Annotated in this window: 20 protein-coding genes and 1 tRNA gene; 12 read left to right on the top strand and 9 right to left on the bottom strand. The window is 34.5% G+C overall.

Going from position 1 to position 17,253, the window contains the following annotated elements; all coding sequences use genetic code 11:
* Positions 1-323 precede the first annotated feature (323 nt).
* The 3 genes from NADRNF5_RS06900 to NADRNF5_RS06890 are packed head-to-tail and all read left to right on the top strand — an operon-like array spanning position 324 to position 3,496.
* Entirely contained in the window at positions 324-1,220 is an 897-nt protein-coding gene (locus NADRNF5_RS06900) for a tRNA (adenine-N1)-methyltransferase (RefSeq protein ID WP_048116481.1), read from the top strand.
* A gap of 54 nt (positions 1,221-1,274) precedes the next feature.
* Complete coding sequence (locus NADRNF5_RS06895; RefSeq protein ID WP_048116478.1) at positions 1,275-2,138, top strand: NAD(P)H-hydrate dehydratase; 864 nt, start codon at positions 1,275-1,277, stop codon at positions 2,136-2,138.
* Between the two features lie 5 nt (positions 2,139-2,143).
* Positions 2,144-3,496 (top strand): M20/M25/M40 family metallo-hydrolase, encoded by a 1,353-nt coding sequence (locus NADRNF5_RS06890; RefSeq protein ID WP_048116476.1) that lies wholly within the window; start codon positions 2,144-2,146, stop codon positions 3,494-3,496.
* Here NADRNF5_RS06890 and NADRNF5_RS06885 read toward each other — a convergent pair.
* Positions 3,493-3,909, bottom strand: a complete 417-nt coding sequence (locus NADRNF5_RS06885; RefSeq protein ID WP_048116473.1) for a DoxX family protein — start codon at positions 3,907-3,909, stop codon at positions 3,493-3,495. The genes NADRNF5_RS06890 and NADRNF5_RS06885 overlap by 4 nt on opposite strands.
* A 95-nt stretch (positions 3,910-4,004) precedes the next feature.
* On the opposite strand from NADRNF5_RS06885, the gene NADRNF5_RS06880 reads away from it, so the two are divergent.
* A complete protein-coding gene (locus NADRNF5_RS06880; RefSeq protein WP_237089225.1) occupies positions 4,005-4,601 on the top strand; it encodes an Ntn hydrolase family protein in 597 nt (198 codons plus the stop codon).
* A gap of 26 nt (positions 4,602-4,627) precedes the next feature.
* Positions 4,628-5,092, top strand: a complete 465-nt coding sequence (locus NADRNF5_RS06875) for a Mut7-C RNAse domain-containing protein (RefSeq protein ID WP_192828304.1) — start codon at positions 4,628-4,630, stop codon at positions 5,090-5,092.
* A gap of 2 nt (positions 5,093-5,094) precedes the next feature.
* On the opposite strand, the gene NADRNF5_RS06870 is transcribed toward NADRNF5_RS06875, so the two are convergent.
* The 5 genes from NADRNF5_RS06870 to NADRNF5_RS06850 all read right to left on the bottom strand — a co-directional run bounded on the left by NADRNF5_RS06870 (position 5,095) and on the right by NADRNF5_RS06850 (position 9,348).
* A complete protein-coding gene (locus NADRNF5_RS06870) occupies positions 5,095-5,571 on the bottom strand; it encodes a PUA domain-containing protein (RefSeq protein ID WP_048116463.1) in 477 nt (158 codons plus the stop codon).
* Positions 5,568-6,578: a homoserine dehydrogenase gene (locus tag NADRNF5_RS06865; RefSeq protein ID WP_048116460.1), complete on the bottom strand. Its 1,011-nt coding sequence runs from the start codon at positions 6,576-6,578 to the stop codon at positions 5,568-5,570. The genes NADRNF5_RS06870 and NADRNF5_RS06865 overlap by 4 nt, the downstream gene beginning before the upstream one ends.
* A 386-nt stretch (positions 6,579-6,964) precedes the next feature.
* Positions 6,965-7,366, bottom strand: coding sequence for a peptide-methionine (R)-S-oxide reductase MsrB (gene msrB / locus NADRNF5_RS06860; RefSeq protein ID WP_048116457.1), 402 nt, complete (start codon positions 7,364-7,366; stop codon positions 6,965-6,967).
* A gap of 36 nt (positions 7,367-7,402) precedes the next feature.
* The gene (locus tag NADRNF5_RS06855; protein WP_048116455.1) at positions 7,403-9,022 is read right to left on the bottom strand and encodes an FAD-dependent thymidylate synthase; all 1,620 of its coding nucleotides are present in this window, start codon (positions 9,020-9,022) and stop codon (positions 7,403-7,405) included.
* 32 nt (positions 9,023-9,054) lie between these two features.
* Complete coding sequence (locus NADRNF5_RS06850; protein WP_048116453.1) at positions 9,055-9,348, bottom strand: hypothetical protein; 294 nt, start codon at positions 9,346-9,348, stop codon at positions 9,055-9,057.
* A 132-nt stretch (positions 9,349-9,480) separates the two neighbouring features.
* Between NADRNF5_RS06850 and NADRNF5_RS06845 the strand changes: the two genes are divergently transcribed.
* Together NADRNF5_RS06845 and acs are read left to right on the top strand one after the other, a co-directional pair.
* Entirely contained in the window at positions 9,481-10,359 is an 879-nt protein-coding gene (locus NADRNF5_RS06845) for a CdvA-like protein (protein WP_048119293.1), read from the top strand.
* A gap of 54 nt (positions 10,360-10,413) precedes the next feature.
* Complete coding sequence (gene acs / locus NADRNF5_RS06840) at positions 10,414-12,330, top strand: acetate--CoA ligase (RefSeq protein WP_048116450.1); 1,917 nt, start codon at positions 10,414-10,416, stop codon at positions 12,328-12,330.
* 1 nt (position 12,331) lies between these two features.
* Here the strand turns inward: acs and NADRNF5_RS06835 are convergent, their stop codons facing one another.
* Positions 12,332-12,859, bottom strand: coding sequence for a PAS domain-containing protein (locus tag NADRNF5_RS06835; protein WP_048116447.1), 528 nt, complete (start codon positions 12,857-12,859; stop codon positions 12,332-12,334).
* A gap of 104 nt (positions 12,860-12,963) precedes the next feature.
* Between NADRNF5_RS06835 and NADRNF5_RS10715 the strand changes: the two genes are divergently transcribed.
* Positions 12,964-13,509, top strand: a complete 546-nt coding sequence (locus tag NADRNF5_RS10715; RefSeq protein ID WP_052661899.1) for a hypothetical protein — start codon at positions 12,964-12,966, stop codon at positions 13,507-13,509.
* A 1-nt stretch (position 13,510) separates the two neighbouring features.
* Positions 13,511-14,011 (top strand): sensor histidine kinase, encoded by a 501-nt coding sequence (locus tag NADRNF5_RS06830; protein ID WP_052661898.1) that lies wholly within the window; start codon positions 13,511-13,513, stop codon positions 14,009-14,011.
* A 1-nt stretch (position 14,012) separates the two neighbouring features.
* Here the strand turns inward: NADRNF5_RS06830 and fen are convergent, their stop codons facing one another.
* Positions 14,013-15,035, bottom strand: coding sequence for a flap endonuclease-1 (fen, locus tag NADRNF5_RS06825; protein WP_048116445.1), 1,023 nt, complete (start codon positions 15,033-15,035; stop codon positions 14,013-14,015).
* Positions 15,036-15,139: 104 nt separating this feature from the next.
* Here fen and NADRNF5_RS06820 point away from each other — a divergent pair, with 104 nt between their 5' ends.
* From NADRNF5_RS06820 to NADRNF5_RS06810, 3 genes are all read left to right on the top strand, one after another.
* Positions 15,140-15,409, top strand: a complete 270-nt coding sequence (locus NADRNF5_RS06820; RefSeq protein ID WP_048116443.1) for a hypothetical protein — start codon at positions 15,140-15,142, stop codon at positions 15,407-15,409.
* Between the two features lie 49 nt (positions 15,410-15,458).
* Positions 15,459-15,540: transfer RNA gene (locus NADRNF5_RS06815), tRNA-Ser, on the top strand.
* A gap of 96 nt (positions 15,541-15,636) precedes the next feature.
* Complete coding sequence (locus NADRNF5_RS06810) at positions 15,637-15,945, top strand: hypothetical protein (protein ID WP_048116441.1); 309 nt, start codon at positions 15,637-15,639, stop codon at positions 15,943-15,945.
* 71 nt (positions 15,946-16,016) lie between these two features.
* On the opposite strand, the gene NADRNF5_RS06805 is transcribed toward NADRNF5_RS06810, so the two are convergent.
* The gene (locus NADRNF5_RS06805; RefSeq protein ID WP_048116439.1) at positions 16,017-17,213 is read right to left on the bottom strand and encodes a hypothetical protein; all 1,197 of its coding nucleotides are present in this window, start codon (positions 17,211-17,213) and stop codon (positions 16,017-16,019) included.
* Positions 17,214-17,253 lie beyond the last annotated feature (40 nt).

Genomic DNA, 17,253 nt, shown 5'->3' with positions numbered 1-17,253 from the left:
CACCGCGAGATGTCTCTGACTCAATGATTGTCTTAGAACTCTGTTTTTGTTAAAAAATCGGGGCCAAAAATTATTACTTTTAGGTTAATTTTCTAAACGTACGATCAATCAATTTGCACATTTGAGTATGCTTGATTATTTTTTTAAAATACCGTTCTTACATGAAGAAGAAAAAGGCTTCATAATTCGGCAAGATTCATCAAATTTGAGGAAATCAGAGAGAACCCGTTGACATAATCATCAGCACATATGGTGGTTTTTTGAAGTAGATAAGACTTTGAATTAACCAGTAGATTCTTATCTAAAATTTTTAGGGAAAATTCATGGCAAAAATAAAGCAAAATTCTCCCGTACTGTTCTACTTTAATCATTCTAAAAAATGGCTTGCAAAAATTTCAAAAAAAGAATCATTTCATACTCACATTGGTATAATAAAACACTCTGATGCAATAGGAAAAGAATATGGTTCCAGATTAATCACAAACAAAGACAAGTACGTCTACCTTCTTGAACCTACGATGTTTGATTATGTAATGAAAATTCAACACGGTACGCAGATTGTATATCCAAAAGATTTGGGATACATCGTAGCAAGAGCTGGAATTGGTAGTGGTCAAAAGATTTTAGAGATTGGCACTGGTAGTGGCTCGCTTACTTCTTTTGTTGCCAACATAGTAAAACCACGTGGGCATGTCTACACTTTTGATGTTGATGCTAACTTTATGAGAATTGCAGAAAAAAATATCAAAAAGGCTGGTGTTTCAAAATATGTTACACAACATAACTTGGATCTAAAAACTGCAAAAAAATTACCACTGGAAGATATGGATGTTGCTTTAATTGATTTAGGTGATCCTTGGGTTGTCATTCCTCAAGTAAGAAAGATGCTAAAAGGCAGTGGAAGTATTTTTGCAATTTGTCCTACTATGAATCAATTAGAAAAATTAACTATGGCTCTAGTAGATAATGAATTTACTGATATAGAATCAACTGAACATATTTTACGTACTATTGAAGCAAGAGATGGAAAAACTCGTCATTCTTTTCAGGGTATTGGACATACTACCTACCTATGTTTTGCTAGAAAAGCATTTTTTGATAGGGCATCAAGAAAAATCTCTGACAAATCTGATACTGTAAAGGCTGCTAAAAAAACTCCGAAACCTATCAAGAAATCTGCAAAAAAACCTGCCAAGAAAGCAAGTAAAAAATCATCTTAGACGTTAATTCGTTTAAAACAAGTTTTATTCATCTATTTCTTATGATATTTAGTAATGGTTGCAAAAAATCTCACATTATCAATAGTAAAAAAATTCATCCCACCTAGAAAAGCAAAATCTCGTAAAGGCGAAAATGGCATAGTTTTGGTAATTGGTGGAAGCTACATCTATCATGGGGCTCCAATACTGTCTTCAATTGCCGCACTCAGATGTGGTACTGATTTAGTTTACACCTCTGTTCCCAACATCAATGTGGCCCCAACTAGGTCGATATCTCCAAATCTTATCGTCATCCCTCTAGTTGATCAAAAATTGACTCGTGGTGCAGTAAACAAACTATTGGGAGCATTACCTAGAAATCTTGATTCTGCCACAATTGGAATGGGTCTTGCAATTCAAGAACGAAATGCTTTACTGCATCTTGTACAATCTCTATTAGATAGGGACGTTAGGTTATCCCTTGATGCAAGTGCGCTTATTCCTGAAGTTTTGCCATTGCTGCCAAACAAAAATGTTGTAGTGACACCGCATGCAGGTGAATTTAAGAGATTGTTTGGAGAAGCACCATCAAACTCAAAAAATGAGAGAATAAAACTTGTAGAGAAAAAAGCCAAAGAAAATGGGATCACTGTTTTACTCAAAGGCGCAACTGATGTAATCTCAAATGGAACTATGACTTATCTTTATGAGAAAAAAATTCCTGCAATGACAGTTGGGGGAACAGGTGATGTGCTTTCAGGATTGGTTGCAGGATTGCTCTCAAAGAATAGAAAACCTTTGGAATCTGCAGCAGCTGCAACTTTCATCAATGGCTTGGCAGGAAAAGCAGTTCAAAAGAAACTTGGATTGCATATGACCTCTATGGATCTGCTAGATGAAATACCTGCAGCAATGAAGCCATTTGACAAAATTGTGTGACTAGTATGAATACTCTGAAACATGTGGACACTAATATGGCAAATCTGATTTCAGATCTCCAAACTATGATTAGGCAACCAAGCGTTTCTGCAAAAAATGAAGGTATTGAAGAATGTGCAACACTTGTTTCAAAGATACTAAAAAAATCTGGAATTCCTTCTGAAATCTTGAGATTGAAAAAAGGTGTGGCTCCTCTAGTTTACGGAGAGATAAAGTCAAAACAAAACTCTTCAAAAACTTTGATGTTTTACAATCACTATGACGTTCAACCTGCAGAACCATTTGATTTATGGGATGATCCTCCGTTCAGTGGAAAAAGAAAAGGAAACAAAATTTTTGGTAGGGGGGCAACAGATGACAAGGGCGAATTAATCACTAGAATCAAAGCTGTGGAGGCCTGTTTGAAAACAACAGGTGATGTACCATGCAACATAAAATTTGTAATTGAAGGAGAAGAGGAGACAGGAAGTGCTCATATTGAAGAGTACTTGAAAAAATACAAAAAGAAATTTTCTTGCGATGGTGTGATTTGGGAATTTGGGTATGTGGATTCAGAAAATAGGCCAATCATTGGTCTTGGAATGAAAGGATTGCTATTTGTAGAATTATCTGTAACTGAATCAAACATAGATGCTCATTCTAGTTTAGCTGCTTTGATAAAAAATCCTGCATGGAGATTAATTGAAGCTTTAAAGACATTGCGTGATTCTGATGGTAAAATCCTCATAAAAGATTGGTACAAGGAGGTCACTGCATTTTCAAAAAAAGATTTAGAAATTATTAGAAATGAACCATTTGATGAAACAGTATTCAAAAATGAATTTGGAATAAAATCTTTTTTGGGTAATAAGAGTGGAATAAATGCAAAAAAGGCCTTAGTGGGAGGGGCTACGTGTAATATTGCTGGATTTGTATCAGGCTATACCGGAGATGGCGCAAAAACTGTTCTTCCTGGAAATGCATTAGTGAAAATTGATTTTAGACTCGTACCTAAAATGGACCCAAAAAAACAGATTATGCGATTAAAAAATCATCTAAAGTCTAAAGGCTTCTCTGATGTCAAAATGAAAATCTATCATGGTGAGGCAGCAGCTAGAACTGATTCATCAGATCCTTTTGTTTCTCAAGTAAAAGATGCTGCAGACAAAGTTTTTGGAAAATCAATTCTTAATGTGTCTAATGCTGGAACAGGCCCGATGTTTCCCTTTGTTGATATTTTAAAAGCTCCATGCATTTCTATTGGAAGCACATACATGTTTTCAAAGATTCATTCTCCAAATGAATTTGCTAGAGTAGATTTGTTAAAGAAAACTACAAAATGCATTTGTTTGATTATGCAAAACTTTGGAAAAACCTAATGTAAACATCTGGGTATTTTTTTAATTACATGAGCAATTGAAATTCTTCCTGGTCCTACAATCATAATTACTAGTGCTCCTGCCAAAAGAATAAGATCAATCTCTACTCCTTTGTCACCTGTTAAGCTTTGAGCTCCTTTGACTAAGAATATTGCACCTAACATTATGATTGAAATTAATGCTGCAGAAAGTCTGCTGAGAACCCCGAAAATTAACAAGATTCCTGGAACTAATTCTGCAAGTGCTATTGGAATTTGCATCTCCACTGGAATTCCCAAACTTGTCAAAAAGTTTGAAAAACCCGGATTGAATTTTCCTATGCCGTGAACAATAAAGATCACACCTAATGCTGATCTTAGCCCCATGAAGACTACGTCGTTTAGAAATTTACCATTAATCTCTGCTGTAGTCATCATGATAATCTGATTGTTTTACTATAATTATTTTGCCTATTACTTGAGCGTAAAATGTAGAAAGCCCTTTATTATGCGGCAAAATTATTTGAAATATGTCAATGTATATGCCAGGGGCAACTGCTGTTGGAATTACTTTTGATGGTGGCGTAGTTTTTGCAAGCGAAAAAAGGATTGCCTTTGGTAATTTCCTCGTAAGTAAATCCACAAAGAAAACTTTTCCTATTACGAATAAAGTTGGTGCAACATGTGCTGGGCTTGTAGCTGATATGCAAATCCTGACACTTCAAATCGCCGCTCTTGCCAAAATAAGGAAAATGGAACTCAAACGAGATATCCCTCCAAATACAGTGGCAAAAATGATGTCAAATATGATGTATGAGCGAAGATACTTCCCATTACTTACTCAGGTAATAGTTGGAGGTGTTGTAGACAAACCAATAATGTATACACTAGACCCACTTGGCTCTGTTCTTCCAGATGAATATGCAGCAGTTGGAACAGGTGCAGAAATGGCATTGGGTGTATTAGATCCTCAGTTCAAGCCAAACATGACAAAAGATGAGGCAATTGATTTGGCAAAACGTGCAGTTCGTTCTGCAGCATTAAGAGATTCTGCAAGTGGTGATGGTTTGGATATTCTTGTAATTACAAAAGACGGTACTGAAGAATTCACTGAATCAATCAAATAAAATTAATTTTCTAACAGTGTTTGCAAATGTTGTTTTTTGTTGATGCGATGCTTGGCAATATTGCCAAAAAATTACGTCTTCTGGGATTTGATTCTGAATACTCTTCTGATGTTGATGATTTGGAATTATTGGAAAAATCTAAAAATGAAGACAGAATAATCATCTCAAAAGATCAGAATCTGATTAGACGTGCAGAAAAAATGGGACTTTTATCTGTACATGTATCTAAAGAAGACGAAATTGAACAATTTCAAGAGATTCTTCAAAAAATAAATTTGGAATTTGCTGAAATTTCAGGAGACGTTGCAAGATGCCCTAAATGCAATTCTACAACATCTGAAATTAACAAATCAGAAATAAAAAATGAAATTCAGGAAAGAATTCTAGAGTATCATGATAAATTCTGGAGATGTGATGGGTGCAATCAAATCTATTGGGAGGGAACACACATTAAAAATTTACAAGAGTTTGTTCGGAAAATAAAATGTTAGATTTAATCGTAAATTGTTTTTCCCGTTTCCCAAAATTTATCTGAAATATAGTGGATGTTTTTTATTACTTCGCCTTTTTCCATTTCTTCCAACTCTGAACTAGATACCATTGCCTTTCCAACTGCTAGAAACTTATGCTGAGATTCCTCTATGATACAAACAAGTTGATCTTTTTCAAATTCTGTGAATTTTTTAATTCCAGGCCTCATTACGTTGGCACCTTTACACATGAATTTCACGGCTCCCATGTCTACCATTACACTGGGAAATCTTTCTAGCATTTTAGTCTCTGACAAAAATGGCAGATAATCATCATTAATTTTGAGAATCTTTATTCCATTACCAGTAATTATCTGTGCATCCTCTAAAATTTGATGTACTTTGAGATTTTTAATTTTGGGAAACTCCATATTCCATTTTTCAGAGACTGCTTTTAATAGTGCAGCAGTTTCACTCTTTGAAATTAGGTTTGACTTCAAGTTCTGGATATCTCTTGTCTGATGTCAAGTAAATCCCTTAGAATGGAACTAGCAGTTTCCATACCTCCTGCACCTCTACCGATAATGGTTTGAGTGCCTGAATGCTCTGATGTGAAAGCAATTGCATTAAGCGTTCCGTTAACACATAATGGATCATCATTTGATATTTCTTTAGGGCCTACAACAAGCTCCTTGTTGCAAGATGCGATTAATTTAACTGAGCAATTGTTCTTTTCTGCTTTTTTGATATCGTCTGTTGTTACTTTACGAATTCCTGTACAATCAATGTCAGGCAGTGTAACTTTCATTCCCATGATCCAGTTTGCAAGAATTACTAGTTTTGCAGCAGCGTCTAATCCGTCCAAATCTAAAGATTCGTCAGCTTCGACATATCCTTTATTCTTAGCATCCTTTAGTGCTTCATCAAATGATAAACCTGTTGCCATATTTGATAAAATGTAATTTGTAGTTCCGTTAAGAATTCCTGCAAATGATGTGATTCTTTCTCCACTCAAACTGTTTTTTGCATAATCTAAAATTGGAGTTCCTCCTCCCACAGTACCGCTAAATTTGAACATAACTTGATTGTATGTTGCAAGTTCCATTAGGGATGGAAATGCCAATGCTAGAGGGCCCTTGTTTACGGAAATCACATGCATCCTTTTTTTCATTGCAGTGATAATGTGAGTCATTCCTGGCTCTGCATCCTTGTAATTGCTGGCAGTAGTCTCAATTAGTACATCAGCTTCGACATTTTTTAGCATTTCAACTCCTGTCATTGAATTTTTTTTATCTGAATAATTTTTTACTGTGCCAAACTTTTTCTTTACTTCAATTAGTTTATTGAAATTCAATCCTGATGAATCTACTGCACTCCCTTTACTGTCAAAAACCCCTACTATTCTTGGTTTCAATCCGTATTTTGAATAGAGATCATCTGATCTTGACTCAAATAACTTTACAAGACTTTGGCCAACAACGCCAAATCCGCACAGGATTATCCTCAAATCATTTCATCCCTGTGTACTAAATTCATACAGCAATCATTATTGGAAATTATTTTATCGCTACTGGTATCTGACAAATCATTATTTTGAACATGTCTATTTGACAATGTTTGTATCATAGACTGGATTGCTTTTGTGCTTTCATAAATATTCTTAGTCAATTCCTTTTTGTTTTAACTGAATTTTGAGGCTAGATGGATTTGAATAAATAATTTTCAAGAATTGTGCTGATTTACTGCTCTACTGATATCTGCACCACAATGAATGCAGAAAAAGGATCCATTTTGTGTCCAATAATGATCACACTTTGCACTGCTCATGTGTTTTAATTTGAAATTATATACATAATTTCTTGTTTGTTCAAAAAATACACTGTTTTGATTAGATTATTCTTGGTCTTTTTCATGCTGCAATGAAACTGAGTTGATACAGTATCTTTGATTAGTGGGCTTTGGACCATCATCGAAGACATGCCCCAGGTGAGCGCCACATTTTTTACAATTAACTTCAGTTCTGACCATTCCGTATGCCGTATCTGAAACATATTCTATCTTTTCTTCAGAAACTGGCTCCCAAAAACTTGGCCATCCAGAACCGGAATCAAACTTTGCATCAGATGAAAATAGTTCTTCTCCACAGCAGACACACTTGAAATGTCCTTCCAGTTTTGTATTGTTGTATTTTCCAGAAAATGGCGGCTCTGTTCCGTGATTGACACATATTTCGTATTGATCTGGTGTCAATTTTTCTTTCCACTCTTCAGGATTTTCAGAAATCTTTTCTACCATGATTTTATTGGTTTTTTTCAATATTAGAAGATTGTCTTATTTTTTCATCTTTTTTCTTTTTTCTTCAGTTCTTTTTTCTGATTCAAATCGTTCTAAATCATATTCTTTTAAATCTACAAAATTCATTATTTTGCTTAAAACTGGATGTACTTTGTTTATCTCTTGAAACATTTGTTGTGCAACACGTCGATAATCGATGTGTCCTTGTGGCACAGTTCTTAACTCGATCAAATGACAAGCTTCTCTAAGATTAAACTTCATGTAATATGGATAGTTGTATGCAAAGTTTACTACATACTGTGCTTGTTCAGGGTACTTTGTTCTAATTTTATCAAAAGTCTTTTTTGTGTTTTGCATGCAGTCTTTGAAATCTTTTTCAATTCCGAGAATTTTAATCTCATTTGGAATGCTGTATCCATGATCTGTGGTAAGAAGCTGTCTCTCAAGTGTTAATGCCCTATGTCTGTGAAAATCTCTGAACATTCCAAAATTATTACACAAGTCAAATGTATAGTACACTGATTCAAATGCCCTTGATGGCCTATGTCGCCTATTTTTTCGTAGTTTTGCAAAATCATATATGATTTTATTTTTTTCTTGGATTGGAATCTTCTTTACTTGTGACATTATGTTTTGATAGGATGTGCTTGGTGATTGCTCGTAAATTATGCTGGTAACGATTTTATCAATTGCATTTTTTTCTGGTTCGTAATCTACTAGTTTTGTGATTGATCCCACAGTGGGGGTTGACTTTATCTGTTTTTTTGCAATTACCTTTGATTTTATTTTGATGTCTTTGAGATATTTTTGAAATGCCTTTCCGTATTTGTCATCTGCCCTTCTAACAAATGACTTGATTGTGGTGTCAAGCTCTTTTTTGATTTTTGAGGCTAAATCTTGCTCTTCTTTTAATTCAGATGCTCCCAATACTGTTAGAAGATACTCAAATGCACGACCATTACCTGTGATGCCAACATTTGTTAAAGTTGATGCGGGAAGCAAACCTCTGAGTATGTCAAGTGCTTTAGCTTTTGTAGATCCTTTGTAAATCATGTTGGCAGATTTAATGTCTGACTCACTTTTTAATTTAGAAAATGTTTTTTCTTTTCCATCAGTTGAATCTTTAAAACTATATTTTTCAATTGGATATTTTTCTCTTACATAATTTATCATTGGCTCTATGTTTTTTGAATAGACATCAAAAGAAAAATTACATGTGTCTTCATACATGTCTGCATATTTTGATTTGGAAATTTCTGCATCTCTGTAAAACCTATACTTTCCTTTTTCTTTTTTGTTCCATGCAACATACCTTGAAGATTTTTCTAAATATGATAATCCTATCCGTCTATCTTCTATTTTTTTTACTGCTATGTTAGATAATCCTTCGATTGCAATTTGAGCTTCACCTAGTTCTGCAACAGAGTCATCTCCATATTCTAAAAGAACTCTGTTGTAGAATTCCTCTCCCCTGTTTTTATTTTTTAAAAATTCATCGAGAAATATTCTTCTCATACTTTTGTCCGTTCTACTATATCGTGACATCAGTGCTCCACGATCTACTTGTCTTGGAGTAATTATTGCAAAAACATTTCCTTCAGTGTTGGAAAAGTGATCTGATAAAATTTTTTTTTCACTTGCTGAAAATTCCGACAATACCGAACTCTGGGATTCCAATTATTAATAGTCTATTTCTTTTTACCAATTTGAATTAGATCGGGACCCTTGTCTCTGTTTTTATCTTGACCTTTTGCTTGCCATCTCAATAACACTTCTTTGAAAGATGCTGCATCAGCTTCATTTTCAGTATACATCAATGTTGTAACCCAGTATCCTTTCTTTGCTGTTTTTCCGCCAATTGAATTCATCCAGAAATCATCTGGGAGACTTTGCATAGCTTTGCTATTTGGATCTTTTGCAGTTTCTACCCATCTGCTGGCAACAAAATTCAGAATCTGTTCAAGTTCTTCTTTTTGTATCATGAGGCTCCTTTTTCATATCTAAATTTTAAAATTACTAAAATCCTCAGGAAGAAAGTTTGTGAATTTAATCTTACCAAAACCAAAAACATTACTTACACTTTGTCGGTTATACAAATCTCTAAACAATCACACATGACCCACGACGATATCGAAATAATCGGTAAAAACGTCAAAGACATGTACGGAACATTCATGGGTAAAGTCGTAGGAACAATAACTGACATTGACGGAAGTATTCAATCCGTTGGCATTGATTGCGGTTCTCAAGGATTACAGCAAATCCAATATGAGCAACTTGTAGTACAAGGCGATGTTGTTATTTTTATTCCAAAATGGAGACTCGATTCTCAAAGACTCATTCGTGAAAAACAACTAACAATACGTCGTCTAAAGGCATTGATAGATATTGTTTCTGAAAATGATGACATGAAAGTGGATGCAGAAATCATTCATGAAAAATACAAGTCAAAACTTGCATCATTAGATGAGACAGAAAGAGAAATCAAAGCCAAACTTGAGGCAAGATTGACAGAGTTAGATGAACAAATGAAGTCTGCAAAAATGTTATCCTTTGATGCAAAGGTACAATTCAAGAGTAATGAAATCTCTGATGCAACATTTGAGACCGTGAAAGCATGTACAACTGAAATAATTGAACATGTAACACACGAAACAGCTGAAATCTCAAATGTAAAGAGTAGAATTGCTGACCTTGAATCAGAAGTAACAGAGATTACAGCACCTCCGACACCAGACATCCAAGAATCTGCCGTTTCATATCTGGAGACACCTGAGCCACAACAAGTAGTTCAGACAATTCTTCCAGAAGCACCAACCGAATCAATAATCACGCATTCAGAACCTATTGAAGCAGGAGTTAATAAAATCCCTGAACCTCCTACTGAATCTGAAACAGCATTTGCATTTCCAGAACCACCCCAACAGGTGACAGCAGAAACATCCAAAGACGACAATGATAACGATTGGCTTGCTAGAATGGAAGCACAATAATTTTTTTAATTATTTTTTTAACACTTAGAAAGATCTACTTTCATAGACTTTTTGATGGATAAAATATATGATATTGGTCTTGGAAATAATGATGTCAATTTAAGAAAAAAAGCCGAATCTGATTTCGTGTCATTTTGGGATGATCAGGCCAAAAACCTCTCGTGGTTTTCTCCTTGGGAGAAGGCTCTGGATTGGCAGCCTCCTTTTGCAAAATGGTTTGTTGGAGGCACAATTAACGCCTCATACAACGCCCTAGATATACATCAAAAGACTAAATCTGAAAAATCTGCAATTCTATGGGAGGGTGAGAATGGCGAGTCTAGAAACATCACTTATGGTGAGATGTTCTCTCAAGTAAAAAAATTCTCTAATGTCCTAAAATCACTTGGTGTGAAAAAAGGCGATAGAGTAACTATCTATCTTCCGATGGTCCCTGAACTGCCAATTGTAATGATGGCATGCGCCAGAATCGGTGCAACTCATACAGTAATTTTTTCAGGATTTAGTGCAGCATCAATAAAAGACAGAGTGACTGACTCAAAATCCAAAGTCATTGTTACTGCAGATGGTGGATATCGACGTGGGAAAATTGTCAAACTAAAGGATGTAATCGATGAGGCAATCAAAGATTCGGAGTTTGTAGAACATGTTGTGGTTTTGGAAAGGACAAAAAATGAAATTTCTCTTTCCTCGAAGGATAAACTCTGGAATGATTTGATGAATAATGCATCAGATCAGTGTGATGCAGAAAAATTAGATAGTGATCACCCTCTTTACATTCTGTATACTTCAGGTACCACTGGAAAACCAAAAGGAGTTTTACATGGAACTGGTGGCTACTTGACACATTTGTATTCGACATTCAAGTGGGCATTTGACATTAAAGACTCTGATGTGTTTTTTTGTACGGCTGATATTGGATGGGTAACAGGGCACAGCTATGTAGTATATGCTCCATTTCTACATGGTGCAACTCAGGTGATGTATGAGGGTGCACCTGATTTTCCTGATGCCTCAAGAATGTGGGATATTTTACAAAAATATCGTGTGACAATTTTTTACACAACACCTACTGCGTTGAGGATGTTTATGAAATTCGGTGATGACATTCCAAATTCGTTTGATCTTTCTTCGTTGAGATTACTTGGAACTGTAGGTGAGCCGATAAATCCTGAAGTCTGGAAGTGGTATTTTAAAATAATTGGGAGGGAAAAATGTCCTATTATTGATACCTGGTGGCAGACAGAAACTGGAGGAATGCTAATCTCTCCATTGCCTGGGCTAGAGACAATACCTTTGAAACCAGGATCTGGTACACGTGCAATTCCCGGTGTAAATATTTCTGTGGTCGATGAAAATGGAGATGATGTTCCAGATAACACCAAAGGATACCTAGTAGTAAAAAACCCCTGGCCTGGAATGCTTTTGACATTATGGGGCGATGATGAAAAATACAAAACCGTTTACTGGTCAAAATATGAGAACTGTTACTATCCTGGAGACTATGCTCTAAGAGATGATGATGGATATCTTTGGCTACTTGGTCGCGCAGATGATGTTTTAAAAGTTGCAGGACATAGAATAGGGACTGCAGAACTTGAAAGCTGCATTGTATCTCATCACGATGTCGCAGAATCTGCAGTCTGTGGAATTCCCGATGAGGTTAAAGGAGAGGTGATTATCGCGTTTGTTGTTTTAAAACAAGGAGTGTTTGATACTAAAATACTGGAAAAAGAAATTTCAGAAAAAATCAGAAACGATATTGGCGCAATTGCAACGCCAAAACAAATCTATTTTGTTTCAAAACTACCAAAAACACGAAGTGGAAAAATTATGCGAAGACTACTAAAAGCAATTGCAAACAATGAAAAAATTGGTGATGTGAGTACTTTAGAAGATGGTGCAGCTGTAACTGAAGTTCAAAGCGCGTTTGATGATATTCAAAAATCCCTCAAGAAGAATTCTGGCTAGATTATTTTAATTCCGAAAGATTAACTTGCAAAAGCATGTCAAACATTTTCTTTAATCCGTCATACTCTGATTTTGAGTTTTCATCTAGATTATCGTATTCTCTTTCCTTAATTTCATCAAGCTTGTTTTTTGCTTCTTTGAAAAATTCTCCATATTCTTTTATTTTATCGTCATTCATTTTTGTAAGATCAAATATTACCGTGTTACTTCCTAGCAGATTCTTGTTTTCATCATAAATGCTTGTAGCCTGAAGTAATCCTTGAAATGTGCTTCCGTCTTGTCTTTTGAATGTGATTTTTCTATCTGTGACCTTGCCTGTCTCAAACCATGCCTTTAGTGACTCATTCATGGCCGTCCAGGAATCTTTGGATATGTGCTCAAAGATAGGCTTGCCTAGAATCTCGGATTTTGCATACCCTAAATTTGACGCATATGTGGAATTGCAATCCAAAATAATCCCAATGGAGTTAATCCTTCTCCACATTACTGGGGCATCTTTGAGCGTTTTTCTAGCTGCTGTCTGAGACATTTTTTTGATTAGATAAGACTAGTAATTAAACTAAAAATCATCTAAACTAATCTGTTCAATTCAGACACATAAGAAATCATTATCTAATTTTTGATTTTGCAAGTATGAGAAAATACCTTCATCGTGAAAATTCAAATAATTCTGATATTGATCCGATGAATGCCCCTACAAGAACAGTATTCTTTACAAAAAATAAGCCCTCTCCACAAGAAACTGTACAAAAAACAGAATCATCAAAAAACAATTTAAGATCACTTAAAGAAATTGATAAAAGACTCTCTGATATCTTTCCTGACTCTCTATCAGAATTTGCTCATCCTGAAAAATTTAACAAAAAGTTACGGGAGCTAAAAAAAGATATTGATAAAGAAATAAAGATGTATGATGCAATTCACAAAAAATTAATATCAAAATCAGAATCCGTAAAAAAATCAAGAGATTCTTTGTTCAAAAGACAACAAGAATTAACTACATACATTGAAAAAAAGTCAAACGACTTTGAAACAAAGAATTTAGAAATCATTGGAGAAATGTCTTCAAAAATGGCACATGACATTCGAAATCCTCTTACAGTATTGAAAAGTCAAGTTGATCTTATGAAAATTCGACACAAAAAACATGAAGACGAATTAATGTCTACATCAAGTTAGAATGGAAAATGCAATTTTACATATCACTGATCAAATAAATGATGTTTTGGATTTTGTTCGAGATCCAAAACTTGATTTGAAACTATGCAGCTTGAAAACACTTGTAGATGACTCTGTGAATGAAGTATCATTTCCTGAAGAGATTGAACTGAATGTATCGTCTAAAAATTGCAAAGTAAGATGTGATGCTACAAAAATGAGGGTGATTTTAACAAATATTATTCATAATGCAGTGCAATCCGTAGGCACAAAAGGAACTGTTTCTTTGACTGTTACTGATTCAAATTCGGATGTCACCATCTCTATAGAAGATTCGGGACCTGGAATCCCTGACGAAAACATGGAAAAGATTTTCAGCCCTCTCTTTACCACAAAAAAGGAAGGCACGGGATTGGGACTTGCATCTTGCAAACAAATTATTGAAATGCATGGTGGTTCAATCAATGTGAAAAATAATCCCACAACATTTACAATTACACTTCCAAAAAACCCATCATCATAAGTTAAAACCACTGATCTAGGTTCTGACTTTTCTTCTCTAATGCTTTTTTTAGTCTGTTAAGTGTTGATTGAATTCTATCTTCTGAAAAACTTCTTTCTTTTACCAAATAATTTGTCATTCCCTCATAATCTACATCATTAAAAACAATCTCGTCTACCTCTGCAACTTCGGGATTTAGGAAAATTTTTCTTATCTGCTCAAAATCAATTTCTTGCAACTGCTCTTGAATTTGAGGTATGTCTTCTAATCTTGAATACTGCTTGATCATTTTTAGTGCAGTTTTTGGGCCAATTCTCTCAAAACCATTTGGATTAAAATCTGTACCAATCAAAATTCCTACATCGATTAGTTCTTCCCTTGTTAATTCCAATTCTTTGAGAGTTTTTCCTGTTTCGATAATTTCAGGAACAATGTCGATGTATGTGTTTCTGTTTGGTATTTTTCTTCTCCCACTGTTTGTAAAATTCCTAACTAGTCTTTTTGCTCCACATAAAATAGAGTCAAAGTCTTGACTTGCTGATGCAAAAGCTTGTCCTGTGTTTGTAAGATGCGCTGCAGTTGCTTCTCCTTCTGATGGTGCATCGATATAGGGAATGCCAAAGTATGTGAGAATTTGTTTTGATTCTTTTACCATTCCATCTTTCATACTAGTTGTCTGCTGAGCATATTTTCTTGCATCCTCCATATTTCCAGCAGCAACTGCTTTTTCGTATTTTACTGTGGCATCTTTTTTGATCTGCTTTCTGCGCTCAATTTCTGCTGTTTTTAGTGATGGCGGCTTCCCATCAAATACATAGACTGGTTTTATCCCTAATGACAGAAAATTAACATTTCTGTAAAGTAATCCGCTCAAATGACTGGTTATTCTTCCCTCAGAATCTGATAATTGCAAGCCATCAGGCCCTCTAATGCTTGCTAGAAATTGGTAAATTGCATTGTATGCGTCAATAGCAATAACCTTGGTTGAAAACGCTTCTAGGGTTGTCTTTTCTCTGACTACTAAATCTTTTAGATTTAATCCCATCGTATTTTACTGGAATTCTGTTCTTTTTTGTGTTTATCTTTCCAAATTTTTTATTTGATTTTTTTGTAAAATCAGTATTAATAGTCTAAAATTCTTTGCAAATCATGGGGACTGAATTGAATATTTCTCCTGTATTAAAGGAGAAAATTTTTGATTTAAAGACAAATCCTGATGGAAAAATTATGAAGATTGTTTCCTATTTTCCTCTATCTGATAATGAAAGAACTGAAATTCTTTCCTCTTTAGGATCTAATTCGTTTGATAATTTTTCATCAATTTTTTCAGATACTGTATCTGAAGAAGAGTGGAACAAAACTAAAGAGCAGATCATAAAGAAATTCAATGATGAACTATTTGATATTGATAAAATCTAGTAAACTATTTTCTAATTTGCTTTATTATGGAGAAAATCTCAGACTAGATGCCGGGATAGCCAAGTGGTAAGGCGGCCGTCTCGAAAACGGCTACGTGAAAGCGTGCAGGGGTTCGAATCCCTTTCCCGGCGCGCTTTACATCATAAAATAATATTTTGAAACAAATACTTTTGGCACTAGCAAAATCATCTTGAATTTTAATATAGAAAATATTATGAAATAAAATCATGAAGATTTTAGTAATTTCTGCAATTATCCTCATTTTGTTGATACCCTTGTCTCCTGCATTTGGATCTTGGCACTGGTCTAGTCCTTACAAGATTTGTGGTACTGAAGTTATCAAAAAAGGAGATAAGTGTGATATTCGTGATGATGAAGAATCCAAAACAAAACCTATAACGACTATTTCAATTAGCGAGGAATCCTGCAAACAGGGGTATATGGAGATAATAAAAAAGACAACTAACTCACTTAGCTGTGTAAAAGAATCAAGTTTTGAAAAACTGGTTAATCGTGGATGGGGCGTATCATCTTAGAACAAATCTCTTCGGATACTTAACAGGGAGTCGACCTTTTTGTACTACATACCTGGCATTTGATGTATTTTTTAATTATCTTGCATTAGAAAATCTTCTAATATCTCAATTTTTTGTTTCTGATATTGGTATAAATCAGATAATGCAAGAAGCATCCCTGAACTTAGATTTGCATCTGTAACAGAATTTATTCTATCTAGATAATCATAATTATCCTTTAGAGTTTTGTCATAAACAAATTCTTCAATTACTTGAATTCTGTTACTCTTATTATATTCCCATATGGGATTTTTGTATAGTTCCACACATTCATTTGCTAGTGGATTATTCATAGAAGCATAGTAGTTTTCTATGCTTAAATTAAGAAAAATCTCATAGGATTGCTCACACAATCGAACCAGATTTTTACTATGTTCTAAAATTACTTCATCATCAAATGTAATGGTGGAAGATTCAGCATTGAGACATTTATCTAACGCATACACTTTTTCACCTGTCAACATTGTTTTATCATAAATAATTTTAGAACAATCTTCATATTTTTCATTAAAAAAACTCTGCTTTGAATAATCTAGAATCATGTTTTTTTCTTGTAATTGTTGTTCCATAAGTTGAATTTCCTCTTTTTGTTCCTCAAACAAGGGTTTTAGATGTAATAAAACGGGTTTGCGTAATTGTGCCTCTTCAATTCCCTTCTGTCTTAAATCTTCAGCTTCATCAACACTTTGTTTTTCTTGTTCTAAAAGGAAACTCTGTAATTGTATTTTCCTGTCACTGGCAGTAGAATTCCACATAGGAGCTTCATACAATTTTAGACAATTTACTGTTTTTCCTCCAGCTTGATTCCACATTTTTTTGGCCCCCACTAAGAGATATATCTCATATTTCTCATCACAGAATTCAATTGTAGTCCTAGAAAATTTTGTAAGTTTTTGTGCTGTTGATGAAGAATCATGTTTTTGTAGTTTGCTGCATTCCTTAAGATCATTTAATCTTGTAATTGGATTAAGATGAGTTTTTTCTTTTAACGTTCTTGTGCACTCATTATGTAATTCTTCTGTATAGTATTTTTGAAAAGACGATTCAGTTTTTTGCGGGTCACACGTTTTTAGCGCATAATGTCTCTCAACCGGAGTCAGTGATTTATCATTCATCACCATACTTCTGCATTCCATTCTTGTCTCTGCAAAGCTGTCTTGAAAATTAAATGAAAAAACTGTAATTACAACTAGTACTGGAATCAATACAAAAATTATTTTTTGCCTCAATAATTAACTGAAATTCAATATGTCGTATAAACCTGTCATC

Origin of the sequence: Nitrosopumilus adriaticus (assembly GCF_000956175.1) — an archaeon.
Lineage (GTDB): Archaea > Thermoproteota > Nitrososphaeria > Nitrososphaerales > Nitrosopumilaceae > Nitrosopumilus > Nitrosopumilus adriaticus.
Note: the sequence above shows the minus strand (reverse complement) of the source record. Positions and strands in the feature narration are given on the sequence as shown.

What these genes read in the sequence shown, in the direction of transcription:
- NADRNF5_RS06900 (WP_048116481.1), top strand. Translation starts at nt 324, where the DNA reads ATGGCAAAAATAAAGCAAAATTCTCCCGTACTGTTCTACTTTAATCAT.
- NADRNF5_RS06895 (WP_048116478.1), top strand. Translation starts at nt 1,275, where the DNA reads ATGGTTGCAAAAAATCTCACATTATCAATAGTAAAAAAATTCATCCCA.
- NADRNF5_RS06890 (WP_048116476.1), top strand. Translation starts at nt 2,144, where the DNA reads ATGAATACTCTGAAACATGTGGACACTAATATGGCAAATCTGATTTCA.
- NADRNF5_RS06885 (WP_048116473.1), bottom strand. Translation starts at nt 3,909, where the DNA reads ATGACTACAGCAGAGATTAATGGTAAATTTCTAAACGACGTAGTCTTC.
- NADRNF5_RS06880 (WP_237089225.1), top strand. Translation starts at nt 4,005, where the DNA reads ATGTCAATGTATATGCCAGGGGCAACTGCTGTTGGAATTACTTTTGAT.
- NADRNF5_RS06875 (WP_192828304.1), top strand. Translation starts at nt 4,628, where the DNA reads ATGTTGTTTTTTGTTGATGCGATGCTTGGCAATATTGCCAAAAAATTA.
- msrB (WP_048116457.1), bottom strand. Translation starts at nt 7,366, where the DNA reads ATGGTAGAAAAGATTTCTGAAAATCCTGAAGAGTGGAAAGAAAAATTG.
- NADRNF5_RS06850 (WP_048116453.1), bottom strand. Translation starts at nt 9,348, where the DNA reads ATGATACAAAAAGAAGAACTTGAACAGATTCTGAATTTTGTTGCCAGC.
- NADRNF5_RS06845 (WP_048119293.1), top strand. Translation starts at nt 9,481, where the DNA reads ATGACCCACGACGATATCGAAATAATCGGTAAAAACGTCAAAGACATG.
- acs (WP_048116450.1), top strand. Translation starts at nt 10,414, where the DNA reads ATGGATAAAATATATGATATTGGTCTTGGAAATAATGATGTCAATTTA.
- NADRNF5_RS06835 (WP_048116447.1), bottom strand. Translation starts at nt 12,859, where the DNA reads ATGTCTCAGACAGCAGCTAGAAAAACGCTCAAAGATGCCCCAGTAATG.
- NADRNF5_RS10715 (WP_052661899.1), top strand. Translation starts at nt 12,964, where the DNA reads ATGAGAAAATACCTTCATCGTGAAAATTCAAATAATTCTGATATTGAT.
- NADRNF5_RS06830 (WP_052661898.1), top strand. Translation starts at nt 13,511, where the DNA reads ATGGAAAATGCAATTTTACATATCACTGATCAAATAAATGATGTTTTG.
- fen (WP_048116445.1), bottom strand. Translation starts at nt 15,035, where the DNA reads ATGGGATTAAATCTAAAAGATTTAGTAGTCAGAGAAAAGACAACCCTA.
- NADRNF5_RS06820 (WP_048116443.1), top strand. Translation starts at nt 15,140, where the DNA reads ATGGGGACTGAATTGAATATTTCTCCTGTATTAAAGGAGAAAATTTTT.
- NADRNF5_RS06810 (WP_048116441.1), top strand. Translation starts at nt 15,637, where the DNA reads ATGAAGATTTTAGTAATTTCTGCAATTATCCTCATTTTGTTGATACCC.